Source organism: Kitasatospora sp. NPDC059088 (genome assembly GCF_042738155.1).
GTDB lineage: Bacteria > Actinomycetota > Actinomycetes > Streptomycetales > Streptomycetaceae > Kitasatospora.
On the sequence record NZ_JBHYGR010000022.1, the window covers coordinates 5,797 to 18,254 of the forward strand.

A 12,458-nucleotide genomic window follows, 5' to 3' on the forward strand; every position below is an offset into this window, starting at 1 on the left:
GCCGACCCCCCGCCCGCCCCCCCCCGCCCGCCCGCCGGCGCCCCCCCCCCCGCCCCACCCCCCCCGGCAGCACCACGACCCACCGCCCATGCCGGGCACACCACATGAGGGGCGACGAGCCGAAGCTCGCCGCGCCTCTCTGTCGGCGGGTGCGGCTAGCGTGAGCGCGTGTGGACAGTCGAGCCGAAATCCAGGGGGATCGATGGAGAACGAGCGGGACCACGGCCGGACCGTGCGGAACGCTTCGCTCGCGATGATCGGCCTGGGGGTCCTGCTGTTCGTCCTCAGTCTGGCCTATCTGATACCGCACGACATGGGTGTGACCTCGGATCTCCGCAGTCGAGGCCTCCACACCCTGGCGGTCGTCACCGAATGCGCCGAAGTGAGCAACCCCCAGGACAACCCGGCGGGCAACTCCCACTGCAGGGTACGGTTCACGACTCCCCAGGGGACATCCGTCGAGACCCAACTGGCCTACGTCACCGGCACCGTCAAGCCCAGTGACACCGTGACGGTGGTGTACGACCCTCAGCACACCGACGTCGCCGCCCTCGCGTCGAGCATCGGCTTCTGGAACTCACTGACCCGGAACGCGGTCGACGTGGTCGCACTGGTCGCCTCGGTCGTCATGACCCTCCTGGGCCTCGCGGTCCATCTCGCCTACCGCCGGGTGACCCGACCGTCGTCCAGCCCCAGGTGACCACCGCTCCCACCCGGGCCGAATTGATGCGTACCCGAACCGGGAATAGCCTGGAACCACCGCGAGTTGGCGGGCCGGACCTCCGCCCCGCCGACCGGCACACCGCATCCCTGCGCTGCGTCCATCCGCTGCGTCCATCCGCTGGGGGCGCCCGATGCCCACCCACCCGGCACGGGCCCTGGCCGTCTGTTCGCCAGGGCACGGCAGACTCCACCTCTGCGTCGGCGCGGACGACGGCACCGTACGGCACCGGGCCTTCGACGGCGGCTGGCACCCCTGGCGCACTATTTCCGGGCCGGCCTGAACCAGAACTCCCCGAAGTTCTACAACGACCCCCGGGACCGCCACGACCCGACGACCGGCAGCACGTACCCCTTCGGCTGGGACTACCAGTTCCACGGCCTGCTCAAGTACCTCCAGTACATCAACGACCCCTTGCTCACCAATCCGTCCGCCAAGGGCCTCGGCCTCCAGCTCGCGGCCTCGGGGCGGAACGTCGTGCTGGTCCTCCCGCTGATGCGGGCCGACGGCAACCCCTGCAACGAGATCGGCTCCTTCGCCGACGCAGCCTTCCTCCAGGAGTACCTGCCGGAGATCCAGGCCTTCATGTTCCGGCGCAGGGGCAACTTCCAGTTCGGAGCGATCGGCCGGCTCGGCATGGCCTCCTTCAGCAGCGGCCACGCGGCCCTGACCTGCTTCCTCGGCAACGCCGCCAACCAGGCCCACCCCCTCTACCTGGACACCCTCCAGGAGGCCTACCTCTTCGACCCGCACGCCGACCTGGTGTCCGCGACCCTCCCGCCGCTGACCCAGGTGGCCGCCTGGGCCGCGCGCGGCAGCTCCGGCACCAAGGTCGCCCGCCTCTACACCCAGAACGACCCCGCCCAACTCGCCCCGCTGCTCGCCCAGCTCGGTGTCACCGCCCCCGGCCCCGCCCCCTTCGACGCCGCCACCCCGGACGACCGCAACTCCCTCACCTCCCTCCCCCTCACCTCCTGGAAGGACCTGGCCACGAAGCAGGGCGGCAGCGTCCCGTACACCGTCTCCGAACAGGCGCACCACGTGATCTCGGCCCTCATGCTCACCGACGCCCTGCGCCGCAGCCAGTTCTGAGGCAGGGGCCGGCCCCCTACGCCTCGGCGAGGCGGGCCGCCAGGGCGTCCAGGCCGAGCGAGCCCTGGGCGAGGACGGTGCCGTGCCAGGCCCGGAGGTCGAAGGCGGCGCCCTGGCGGCGGCGGGCCTCCTCGCGGCCCCGCAGCCAGACGCGTTCGCCCAGCTTGTAGCCGATGGCCTGGCCGGGCCAGCCCAGGTAGCGGTCGATCTCGCTGCTGCGGCGCGGGAGTTCGCTGCCGTGGTGGGCGGCCATGAACGCGGTGGCGAGTTCCGGGGTCCAGCGTTCGCCGGGGTGGAAGCCGCTGTCGGCGGGGACGGCGAGTTCCAGGTGCATGCCCAGGTCCACGATCACGCGGATGATCCGGAGCATCTGCTTGTCCAGGTAGCCGAGCCGCCGGGCGGGGTCGGTGAGGAAGCCCAGTTCGTCCATCAGGCGCTCGGCGTACAGCGCCCAGCCCTCCTTGTCGGCGCTGACCGCGCCGAGGGTGATCTGGTAGCTGCTGAGCCGGTCGGCGCAGGCGGTCCAGCGGGCGGTCTGGAGGTGGTGGCCGGGGACGCCCTCGTGGTACCAGGTGCTGACGAGCTGCCAGGTCGGGAAGGTCCGCCGGCCGAGGGTGGGCAGGTAGGTGCGGCCGGGGCGGCGGAAGTCCAGGCTGGGGCCGTTGTAGTAGGGCGCGCCCGAGCTGCCGGGCGGCGCGATCCTGGTCTCGACCCGGCGCAGCGGGCCGGAGATGTCGAAGTGGGTGCCGTCGAGAGCGTCGATCGCCTCGTCGACGACCTGCTGGAGCCAGGCGCGGACGTTCTCCTCGCCCTCGACGGTGTGGCCGTGCCGGTTGAGGTGGTCCATGGCGGCCCGGGGGCCGGCTCCGGGGAGGATGCGGTCCGCCTCGGTGCGCATCTCGGCGACCGTGCGGTGGAACTCCTCCCAGGCCCAGGCGTACGCCTCGGCCGGGTCGATGTCGGCGCCGTTGGCCCAGCGGGCGGAGCGCAGGTAGCGCTCGCGGCCGACGGCGTCCGGGGTGCCGTCGGCGGCGGGCAGGTAGGTGCCGTGCAGCCAGTCGCGGAAGGCCGCGGTGGCGGCGGTGGCACGGTCGGCGGCGGCGTCCAGTTCGGGGCGCAGCCGGGCGGGCCCGGCCGCGGTGAAGCCGTTGAACCAGCTCCCGCCGCCGGAGCGGCCGGTCCAGGCGTCCAGTTGGGCGATGGTCGCGCGGGCCTGCCGGGGTGCGCTCAGCAGTCCCCGGGCGATGCCCTCGATCAGGGTGGCGCGGTAGCCGTCCAGCGCTCCGGGCACGTTGCGCAGCCGGCCGGCGACGGCCGCCCACTGCTCGTCGGTCTCGGTGGGCATCATCGTGAACACGCCCCGCACCTTGTGCAGCGGGGAGTTGACGTTGCGCAGTTGGCGGAGGTGGTCCCCGGCCTCGTGCACGGCGAGTTCGGCGGTGAGCCGCTCCCGCAGCAGCCGGGCGCAGTCCCGGTCGGCGGCTCCGTCCGGGGGCGCGGCGTCGTCGAGCGCGGCCAGCGTCCGCCGCCCGAGTTCGGCGAGCGCCTCGAAGCCCTCCGGCGACAGGTCCGGCTGCCGGTCGTCCTCCGGGTGCAGACCGAGTCTGGTCGAGGTCGCCGGGTCGAGTGCCGCGACCTGGGCGACGTACCTGTCGGCGATGCTGCGGGCGGACTCCGGCGTCTGGGGCATGCCCCCATGCTGGCGCAGCGGCCGAGCCGCCGTCCAGGGCGCCTGGGCAGGAGGCTCCGACGGCGGCTCGGCGAGGCGCTGCGGGCTCAGCCCTGGCAGAGACCGCGGCTGTAGTCGAAGGTCGCGGCGGCCTGCGAGTACTGCCACTGCGGGGCGAGCAGCTGCTGGTCCAGCTGCGCGGCGGCGGTGCGGTTCTCCACGACGTAGCCGAAGTCCTGGAGCCAGGCCGGGTAGAGGTTCTTGGAGCCGATGAAGAAGGCGGAGCCGTCGACCGAGACCAGCTTGTGGTGCAGCGCGTACGGGTGGCCGTCGGCCCAGGTCGGGGCGGAGGAGGCCCGGAACGGGGCGAGTTGGAGGTTGCGGCACATCGCGGTCCGGGCCTGCGCCGGGTCGCCGAGGCGGGCGGCGAGCCGGGCCGCGAGGGTGTCGCTGATCTCGTTCAGGGACTTGATCTGCGAGTAGCCGCCGCTGCCGACCGCGCCGCGGTTGCCGGGGTCGCTGACCACGATGCGGACCTTGACCCCGTCGGCGAGCTTGCCCGCGAGCAGGTCGAAGAGCCGGGCGTCGTAGCGGGGCATCGGCGGGCAGGTGCCGGTGACGTCCTGCTGGGAGATGTCGATCCGGCCGGTGGCGCCCGCGATCAGGGCGCGCAGCGCGTTCTCCTCGGGGTTGACCGTCTCGTAGTCGCGGTCGTCGTTGGTGCGGTCGGGCAGGCCGATCGGGCCGCACTTGACGTCGGCGGGCCGGGCCGTCCGGTCGGGGCGGTAGTCGGAGGCGGGGTCCTCGTCGGTGATCCCGACGCCGAGGCCGCCGATCGCGATCACCGGGACGTTTCCGGTGGCGGGCACCTGCCCGACCGCCGGGTTGCGGCGCTTCTCCAGGTCGGGGGTGCAGCTCGCGCCGTTGGTGGAGGCGTACCACGCGGCCGAGAGGACCCCGGTGTTGCGGCAGGTCCAGTCCCACAGGGTGTCCAGGTACGCACCGGCGGAGGCGGCGGCCGGGCCGCTGAGCGCGAGGTCGACGTCGGTGACCGGGTGGGCGGTGTCGAGGTAGTCGCCCTTCCAGTTGTTGATGCCGCCGGTGATGACGCTCTGCCCGTCCACCACCAGCAACTTGGAGTGGTTCCAGGAGAACGCGGTCTTCGCGGTGGTCATCGAGGCGACCTCGATGGTGACGCGGCCGGCGGCGCTGCCGAGCCGGGCCACCAGGTCGTCCCGGTACTTGGAGGGCAGCGCGGTGATGTTGAGCAGCGGCGCGGCGCCGGCGAGGACCCGCACGTGCGGGGTGTTCCCGGCGGCCACCGAGGCCTTGAGGCCGTCGGCGATGGCGTCCTGGAACGCACCGTCCGGGAACGGGGCGAGAGTTGATATGTCGACGGTCCGGGTGGCCCGTCCGATGTTCTCCCGCATCTTGTCGAGCAGCTGCTCGGTGCCGGTCCGCTCGGTGCAGGAGGCGTCGCCCCAGCAGCCCGGCGTCTGCAGCAGCCACCCGCCCGGGTTCCCGGCCGGTGCGTCGAGGCGGTTGCCGGCCGTCCGCTGCCAGACCGTTCCCTCCAGCCCGGGCGACACCTGACGCAGCGTCCGCTCCACCGCGTCCAGGTACGGAGTGGCATCGGCGGGCGAGGCCGGCACGGCCGGAACGGTCGACGTAGGCACCGGGGCCAGGTCGGCGAAGGCGGGAGCGACGGGCAGCGCACCGACGGCGGCGGCGAGGGCCAGCGCGGTGCCGGCCAGACGGCGGCCGGAGCGGCGGGAGTGAGGAGAGAGCACGTACGAGTCCTTCTTGCGAGGCCGGGGACGTTCACCCGGACGACACCCTTAAATTACCCTAAAGTAACCAAATCTGCTGTCAGGGTCCCATCAATGCCGGCAACTCGACCGCACACCAACCGACTTCACGCCACCTCACCCTGATGGCCACTCAGCCGCCGAAGGCAAAGAGGCCCCCGCACCGATCCGGTGCGGGGGCCTCCCGTGCCAAGGTCCGGTCAACTCCAGAGCTGGGCGTCCTTGTTGTAGGTGTAGTCGAGCACGTCGGAGTAGCCCGCCCGGTAGTAGTCCCAGGTCCCGTCGTCCGCGACCACGGCCACCGTCTGCCCGGTGTTGTTGACCAGCGAGGCGGCGTTGTCCGCCACGGTCTGCCCCCAGCCGGCGCCGTTGTTGCCCCAGTGGCCGAAGTGGGCGCTGCGCAGGTCGACGGTCTGCCCGACCGACCAGTTCTCCCACGCGCCCCAGCCGTACTGCGGCGAGTGGAAGTAGAGGCACACGTTCCCGCTCGGGCAGGCCTCCGCCCCGGTCGGCTGGGACGCGGCCGACGCACCCCCCGTCGCCATGCCCGTCGCTCCGAGCGTCAACGCCACCACGGCGGCGACCTCGGCCGTACGGCGTCCGATCCTGATCCGCATTGCGTCCCCCTGGAAGTCCACGGTGCCCGACGAACCGGCGGCCGACGGCCCTGAGCGGACCCCCGGCCGAACCCGCGCAAGGCTCGCACGATCGGCCCCGCCCCGCCAGAAGTGCCGACGCCTCCGCTTGTGTGGACTTCTCGGCCCGGCACCGCCCCCGGACGCAAAAAAGCCGGGGCCGACGCACCAAGTGCGCCGACCCCGGCTCCTACTGAGTAGCGGGGACAGGATTTGAACCTGCGACCTCTGGGTTATGAGCCCAGCGAGCTACCGAGCTGCTCCACCCCGCGTCGATGTCTCCACCATAGACCACGGCCGGGCGAAAACGGAAATCGGTTTCCCGAGGGGCCCGTCGCGCCGGCCGGACGCCGGTGGAGACACGACCGGCGCCGTCAGCAGATCCGCGGGAGCTGCTCGCCCAGCGGCAGGTCCACCACCCGGGTGCCGCCGAAGCCGGTGCGGGCGACGACCATCCCGGGGTGGTCCTCGACGCACTCGCCGATCACCACCGCCTCCGCGCCCAGCGGGTGGGCCCGCATCGCGGCGAGCACGGCGTCCGCCTCGGTGCGCGGGACGAAGGCCACCAACTTGCCCTCGTTGGCGATGTACATCGGGTCCAGGCCCAGGATCGCGCAGGCGTTGGCCACCGGGTCCGGAACGGGGACAGCGCGTTCGCTCACTACCACGCCCACCCCGGCCGCCGCCGCGATCTCGTTGAGCGCCGCCGCCAGCCCGCCCCGGGTGGGGTCCCGCAGCACGTGCAGGTCGAGGGTCGCCCCGAGCATGGCTTCCACCAGACCGCCGAGCGCCGCGCAGTCGCTGCGCACCTCGACCCCGAACTCCAGCCCCTCCCGGACGCTCATGATCGCCACCCCGTGCAGCCCGATCGGCCCGCTGACGATCACCACGTCGCCCGGGCGGGCCCGCTGCGGCCGGATGTCGACCCCGGCCGGGACGAGCCCGATGCCGGCGGTGTTCAGGTAGACGCCGTCGCCGTGCCCGGCCTCGACCACCTTGGTGTCGCCGGTGGCCACCTCCACCCCGGCGGTGCGGGCGGCCGCGCCGAGCGCCCGGGCCACCCGGTCCACCACGGCCAGCTCCACCCCCTCCTCCAGGATGAAGCCGCAGGACAGGTAGGCCGCCCGGGCCCCGCTCATGGCCAGGTCGTTGACGGTGCCGTTGACGGCGAGGTCGCCGATGCAGCCACCGGGGAAGAACAGCGGCCGCACCACGTAGGAGTCGGTGGAGAACGCCAGCCGGGCGCCGCCCAGTTCGAGCACGGCGGAGTCGCCGAGACCGGCCAGCGCCCGGCTGCCGTAGGCGGGGGCGAAGATGTTCTCCACCAGCTCGGCGGACATCGCCCCACCGCCGCCGTGCCCCATCACCACCCGGGGGTGGTCGCGCAGCGGCAGCGGGCAGCTCCAGCCGGAGAGGTCCGGCACACCGGCCGCACCGACGCCGCCGGACGCTTCGATGAGCAGGTCGGTGTCAGCCAACGGGGCTCGCCTCCTGGACGGGGCTCGGCGTGCTCGGCCCGGTCGGCGTGCTCAGCCGCCGGTAGAGGTAGTACGCGGCGCAGGCCCCCTCGCTGGAGACCATGGTGGCGCCGAGCGGGGTGCGCGGGGTGCAGACGGTGCCGAAGGCCTCGCACTCGTGGGGCTTGAGCAGCCCCTGGAGCACCTCGCCGGCCCGGCACGCGGCGGGTTCGCTGGTCCGGACGCCCCCGACGTCGAAGCGGAGCTCGGCGTCGTGGTCCCGGTAGCGCGGGGAGAGCCGCCAGCCGCTCTGCGGGATGACGCCGATGCCGCGCCAGGCCCGGTCGGTCACCTCGAAGACGTCCTCCAGCATGGCGCGGGCCGCCGGGTTGCCCTCGGGGCGGACGGCCCGCGGGTAGGCGTTGTCGACGGTGTGCTCGCCGCGCTCCAACTGCCGTACGGTGCGCCGGATCCCTTCCAGGATGTCGAGCGGCTCGAAGCCGGTGACGACGATCGGGACCCGGTGGCGCTCGGCCAGCTCGGGGTACTCCTCGGTGCCCATCACGCTGCACACGTGCCCGGCGGCCAGGAAGGCCTGGACCCGGCACTCCGGCGAATCCATGATCGCCTCGATCGCCGGGGGCACCCGGACGTGCGAGACCAGCATGCTGAAGTTGCGCAGGCCCTGCTTGCGGGCCAGGTGGACGGCCATCGCGTTCGGCGGGGCGGTGGTCTCGAAGCCGATGCCGAAGAAGACCACCTCCCGGTCCGGGTTCTCCCGGGCGATCCGCAGCGCGTCGAGCGGCGAGTACACCACCCGGACGTCGCCGCCCTCGCCCCGGACCCGGAACAGGTCGCGGTCGGTGCCGGGCACCCGCAGCATGTCGCCGAAGGAGCAGAAGATCACCCCGGGGCGGGCGGCGATGGCCAGCGCCCGGTCGATCACCTCCAGCGGGGTGACGCACACCGGGCACCCCGGCCCGTGGATCAACTCGACCTCTTCCGGAAGGAGTTGGTCGATGGCGTGCCGGATGATGCTGTGCGTCTGGCCGCCGCACACCTCCATCAGCGCCCACGGCCGGGTGACCGTCGCCCTGATGTCGGCGAGCAGGCCCTCGGCCAGCTCGGGGTTGCGGAACTCCTCCAGGTACTTCACCGTCCCGCCTCCTCGACCGCCGCGGGGTTGCCCGCAGCCTCCCACGGATCGCCGAACTCCTCCTGCAGCAGCCCGAGTTCCTCGAACAGCCCCAGGGTCCGCCGGGCCGACTCCTCGTCCAGGCGCTGCAACGCGAACCCCACGTGGACGATGGCGTACTCCCCCACCGCCAGGTCGGGCAGGTACTCCAGGCAGACGTCCTTGACCACCCCGCCGAAGTCCATCACCGCCATCCTGGTCCCGTCGCGTTCCTCGATCTCCGTCACCCTGCCGGGCACCGCCAGACACATCCGCTGTCACTCCTCCCGGGCGGCCGACGACCGGCCGGCCACCATCAGCTGGCCGAGCGCCAGCCCTCCGTCGTTGGGCGGCACCCGGCGGTGCCGCAGCACGGTGAAGCCGTCCTCCCCCAGGCCGCTCGCGCAGGCCGAGGAGAGCAGCGCGTTGGCGAAGACCCCGCCACTCAGCGCCACCGTCGAGATCCCGTACTCCCGGCGGACGTTCGCGCAGACCCGCCGGACGGCCCCGGCGACCGCGCGGTGGAAGCGGGCGGCGATCAGCCCGGTCGGCGCGCCCGCCGCCAGGTCCGCCAGCACCCCGGCCAGCACCGGCCCGGGTTCGACGGTCCAGCCGCCCGCGCGCTCCGCCAGCCCGAAGGCGTAGCCCGCCGCCGGGCCGGTCTCCGCTGGGCCGAACTCCACTGCGGCCGCCTCCAGTTCGATCGCCGCCTGGGCCTCGTACCCGGCCCGGTGGCAGACCCCGGCGAGCGAGGACACCGCGTCGAACAGCCGGCCCATGCTGGAGGTCGGCACGCAGTTCAGGCCGCGATCCAACTGCTGTTCCAGCAGCCGCAGTTCGTCCTCCGGGCAGGCCAGCACCGGCGGCAGCCCGGCCGCCCAGGGCAGCCCGGCGGCGCGCAGGTGGGCGAGCGCCGCCCGGTACGGGCGCTCGACCGCGGCATCGCCGCCCGGCAGCGGCACGTAGCCGAGGTGGGCGACCCGGCGGTACCCGTCGTAGTCGGCCAGCAGCACCTCACCGCCCCAGATCGCGCCGTCCTCGCCGTAGCCGGTCCCGTCGAAGGCGATGCCGAGGACCGGCCGCCCGCCGTCCCGGCCGTGTTCGGCCAGCACGGCGGCGACGTGGGCGTGGTGGTGCTGCACCCGGCGCACCGGCCGGCCGGCGGCGGTGCGCTCGGCGTGGTGCAGCGAGCGGTAGCCGGGGTGCCGGTCGGCGACCAGCAGTTCGGGCCGCACCCCGCTGACCAGGCCTAGTTGCCCCACCGCCCGGTCGAAGGCGCGCAGGGTGGCCAGGTCGTCCATGTCGCCGATGTGGCCGGACAGCCAGGCGTAGCCGTCGCGGGCGAGCGCGAAGGTGTTCTTGAGGTCGCCGCCGACCGCCAGCACCGGCCGGACGGGCACCGGCAGCGGGAGCGGAAGCGGGGCGTACCCGCGCGAGCGGCGCAGCGGCAGCAGCTCGCCGTCCACCACCCGTACCACCGAGTCCTCACAGGGCACGTGGATCGGCCGGTCGTGGCCGAGCCAGCCGTCGACCAGCGGGGCGAGCGCGCTCAGCGCGTGCCGGTCGTCGGTGACGATCGGCTCGCCGGAGAGGTTGGCACTGGTCATCACCAGCAGGTCGGGCCCGGGGGCGGCGAGCAGCAGGTGGTGCAGCGGGGTGTACGGGAGCATCACCCCGAGGTCGGGGCTGCCCGGGGCGACCGCCGGGAGCTGCGCCGCGAAGCCCCCGGGGCGGCGCAGCAGGACGATCGGCCGGACGGCGCCGGTGAGCAGTTCCCGTTCGACCGGCCCGACCGTGGTCAGCGCCTCGACGGTGGCGAGGTCGCGGGCCATCACCGCGAAGGGCTTGTCGCCGCGCCGCTTGCGCCGCCGCAGCAGGGCGACGGCCGCGGCGTCGCGCGCGTCGCAGGCCAGGTGGTAGCCGCCGATGCCCTTGACGGCGAGGACCGCCCCGTCGGCGAGCAGCCGCCGGGCCTCGCCGAGCGCGTCCTCACCGTCGAGGTCGGCGCGTCCGGGCACGGTGAGGGTGAGCCGCGGCCCGCAGGCGTGGCAGGCGACGGGCTGGGCGTGGAAGCGGCGGTCGGCCGGGTCGGTGTACTCCCGGGCGCAGTCCGCGCACATCGGGAAGCCCGCCATCGTGGTGTTGGCCCGGTCGTACGGCAGGCCGGTGACGATGGTGTGCCGGGGGCCGCAGTTGGTGCAGCTGATGAACGGGTGCCGGTGGCGCCGGTCGGCGGGGTCGGCGAGTTCGGCCAGGCAGTCGGCGCAGACGGCGACGTCGGGCGGGATCAGGGTGGCCCGGGGCCCGTCGGTGCGGGAGGGGGTGATGGCGAATCCGGTGGCGCCGGTGGCGGCGAGCGGCGCGTGCTCGACGGAGGCGACCTGGGCGAGCGGCGGGGCGTCGGCGGCGACCCGGCGGCAGAAGGCGTCCAGGGCGGCCGGGCTGCCCTCGACCTCGGCGAGGACGCCCTCCCCGGTGTTGGTGACGCTGCCGGCCAGGCCGAGTTCCCCGGCCAGCGCGAAGACGAAGGGCCGGAAGCCGACGCCCTGCACCAACCCCCGGACGGCGACCCGCCGTCGTTCGCGGTCGAGCGCCGTCACGGCGTCCCCGGCACGGCGTGCGAGTGCTCCGCGTGCGAGTGCCCGGCGTGGGAGTGCTCCGCGTGCGCCTGCCCCGCGTGGGCGTGCTCCGCGTGCGCCTGCCCCGCGTGGGCGTGCTCGCCCTGCCCGGCCGCCATCACCGGCCGGTGCGGCACGGCGCCGTCCAGCACCGCCAGCGCCCGGTCCAGCAGCGCCCCCACACCGTCCCCGGTCCGGGCCGAGGTGGGCACCACCTCCACCCCGGGGTTGACCCGCTGGACGTTCGCCAGGAACGCCGCCTCGTCGAACTCGGCCGCCGCGGCGAGGTCCGCCTTGGTCACCAGCACGAGGTTGGCCAGCCCGAACGCGGTCGGGTACTTGAGCGGCTTGTCCTCGCCCTCGGTGACCGAGGCGAGCACGACCCGCAGCGATTCCCCGAGGTCGTAGGAGGCCGGGCAGACCAGGTTGCCGACGTTCTCCACGAACAGCAGCCGGCAGTCCTGCGGCAGCCAGCCGTCCAGGTGCCCGGCGAGCATCCGCGCCTCCAGGTGGCAGAGCCCGTCGGTGAGCACCTGCTTCACCGGTGCGCCCGAACGGGCCAGCCGCAGCGCGTCGTTCTCGGTGGCGAGGTCGGCGGTGAGCGCGGCGACCGGGATCCCGCGCCGCCGGGCCAGCCCCAACTCGGCTTCCAGCAGGGCGGTCTTGCCGCTGCCGGGGCTGGAGAGCAGGTTGACGGCGACCGTCCCGCGGGCGGTCAGCGCGGCCCGCAGCTCGTGGGCGCTGTCGTCGTTGCGGGCGAGCACCGCCCGGCGGAGGTCGACCGTGTGGCCCGACTGGCACATCGGTTTCAGCCTTTCTGTTCGGCCGGGACGCCGGGGCCGGCGGCCCACTCGACGTCGAGGATCTGGAGCTCGCGCCCGGCGAGCAGCTCGACGCCCACGCCGGAGCGGCAGTCCGGGCAGCCGAGGTCCGGCGGCATGCCGACGGCCCATTCGACGGCGCAGGGCGAGCAGCGGGCGCGTGCCTCGACGGCCTCGGTGTCCAGCACCGCGCCCTCCACCAGCGTTCCGGCGCAGGCGAGTTCGAAGCAGAAGTCGAGGGCTTCGGGCACCACGCCCGCCAACTCGCCGACCTGGAGCCGGACCCGGGCCACGCCGGGGGCCCGGTGTTCGCGCGCGGCCGTGTCCACCTGCTCGACCACGGCGGCGGCGATCGACATCTCGTGCATCGGTCCCTTCCCACGGCGGGCGGCAACGCGCCCCATTACAGGGGGCGGTGGCGGCGACGGCTCGAAGCCGCGCCGCCACCCGGTCCGGGGCTGCA

General features: G+C 74.0%; 11 protein-coding genes and 1 tRNA gene. 2 read left to right on the forward strand and 10 right to left on the reverse strand.

Annotation, left to right across the window (positions count from 1 at the left end; genetic code table 11):
- Window positions 1-202: 202 nt before the first annotated feature.
- Together ACFWXO_RS12660 and ACFWXO_RS12665 are read left to right on the forward strand one after the other, a co-directional pair.
- The gene (locus ACFWXO_RS12660; RefSeq protein WP_380523620.1) at window positions 203-700 is read left to right on the forward strand and encodes a DUF3592 domain-containing protein; all 498 of its coding nucleotides are present in this window, start codon (window positions 203-205) and stop codon (window positions 698-700) included.
- Window positions 701-1,135: 435 nt separating this feature from the next.
- On the forward strand, window positions 1,136-1,813 hold the full coding sequence (locus ACFWXO_RS12665; protein WP_380523622.1) for a hypothetical protein: 678 nt from the start codon (window positions 1,136-1,138) through the stop codon (window positions 1,811-1,813).
- 16 nt (window positions 1,814-1,829) lie between these two features.
- Here the strand turns inward: ACFWXO_RS12665 and ACFWXO_RS12670 are convergent, their stop codons facing one another.
- The 10 genes from ACFWXO_RS12670 to hypA all read right to left on the reverse strand — a co-directional run bounded on the left by ACFWXO_RS12670 (window position 1,830) and on the right by hypA (window position 12,363).
- Entirely contained in the window at window positions 1,830-3,503 is a 1,674-nt protein-coding gene (locus ACFWXO_RS12670) for a DUF885 domain-containing protein (protein ID WP_380523624.1), read from the reverse strand.
- 86 nt (window positions 3,504-3,589) lie between these two features.
- Complete coding sequence (locus ACFWXO_RS12675; RefSeq protein WP_380523626.1) at window positions 3,590-5,272, reverse strand: phospholipase; 1,683 nt, start codon at window positions 5,270-5,272, stop codon at window positions 3,590-3,592.
- Between the two features lie 218 nt (window positions 5,273-5,490).
- A complete protein-coding gene (locus ACFWXO_RS12680; RefSeq protein ID WP_380397735.1) occupies window positions 5,491-5,907 on the reverse strand; it encodes a peptidase inhibitor family I36 protein in 417 nt (138 codons plus the stop codon).
- Between the two features lie 216 nt (window positions 5,908-6,123).
- Window positions 6,124-6,197 (reverse strand) — tRNA-Met (locus tag ACFWXO_RS12685).
- Between the two features lie 102 nt (window positions 6,198-6,299).
- The gene (gene hypE, locus ACFWXO_RS12690; RefSeq protein WP_380523760.1) at window positions 6,300-7,382 is read right to left on the reverse strand and encodes a hydrogenase expression/formation protein HypE; all 1,083 of its coding nucleotides are present in this window, start codon (window positions 7,380-7,382) and stop codon (window positions 6,300-6,302) included.
- A 13-nt stretch (window positions 7,383-7,395) separates the two neighbouring features.
- Window positions 7,396-8,538: a hydrogenase formation protein HypD gene (gene hypD, locus ACFWXO_RS12695; protein WP_380523629.1), complete on the reverse strand. Its 1,143-nt coding sequence runs from the start codon at window positions 8,536-8,538 to the stop codon at window positions 7,396-7,398.
- Window positions 8,535-8,828: a HypC/HybG/HupF family hydrogenase formation chaperone gene (locus ACFWXO_RS12700; protein ID WP_380523632.1), complete on the reverse strand. Its 294-nt coding sequence runs from the start codon at window positions 8,826-8,828 to the stop codon at window positions 8,535-8,537. Before ACFWXO_RS12700 ends, hypD begins: the two co-directional genes overlap by 4 nt.
- 6 nt (window positions 8,829-8,834) lie before the next feature.
- Window positions 8,835-11,156 (reverse strand): carbamoyltransferase HypF, encoded by a 2,322-nt coding sequence (hypF, locus tag ACFWXO_RS12705; RefSeq protein WP_380523634.1) that lies wholly within the window; start codon window positions 11,154-11,156, stop codon window positions 8,835-8,837.
- Window positions 11,153-11,977, reverse strand: a complete 825-nt coding sequence (gene hypB, locus ACFWXO_RS12710; RefSeq protein WP_380523636.1) for a hydrogenase nickel incorporation protein HypB — start codon at window positions 11,975-11,977, stop codon at window positions 11,153-11,155. The genes hypF and hypB overlap by 4 nt, the downstream gene beginning before the upstream one ends.
- Before the next feature lie 5 nt (window positions 11,978-11,982).
- The gene (hypA, locus tag ACFWXO_RS12715) at window positions 11,983-12,363 is read right to left on the reverse strand and encodes a hydrogenase maturation nickel metallochaperone HypA (RefSeq protein ID WP_380523639.1); all 381 of its coding nucleotides are present in this window, start codon (window positions 12,361-12,363) and stop codon (window positions 11,983-11,985) included.
- Between the last annotated feature and the right edge of the window lie 95 nt (window positions 12,364-12,458).

Excerpts from the sequence above, each read along its gene's own strand:
- ACFWXO_RS12660 (WP_380523620.1), top strand. The coding sequence starts at position 203 with ATGGAGAACGAGCGGGACCACGGCCGGACCGTGCGGAACGCTTCGCTC.
- hypA (WP_380523639.1), bottom strand. The coding sequence starts at position 12,363 with ATGCACGAGATGTCGATCGCCGCCGCCGTGGTCGAGCAGGTGGACACG.
- ACFWXO_RS12670 (WP_380523624.1), bottom strand. The coding sequence starts at position 3,503 with ATGCCCCAGACGCCGGAGTCCGCCCGCAGCATCGCCGACAGGTACGTC.
- ACFWXO_RS12700 (WP_380523632.1), bottom strand. The coding sequence starts at position 8,828 with ATGTGTCTGGCGGTGCCCGGCAGGGTGACGGAGATCGAGGAACGCGAC.
- hypB (WP_380523636.1), bottom strand. The coding sequence starts at position 11,977 with ATGTGCCAGTCGGGCCACACGGTCGACCTCCGCCGGGCGGTGCTCGCC.
- ACFWXO_RS12680 (WP_380397735.1), bottom strand. The coding sequence starts at position 5,907 with ATGCGGATCAGGATCGGACGCCGTACGGCCGAGGTCGCCGCCGTGGTG.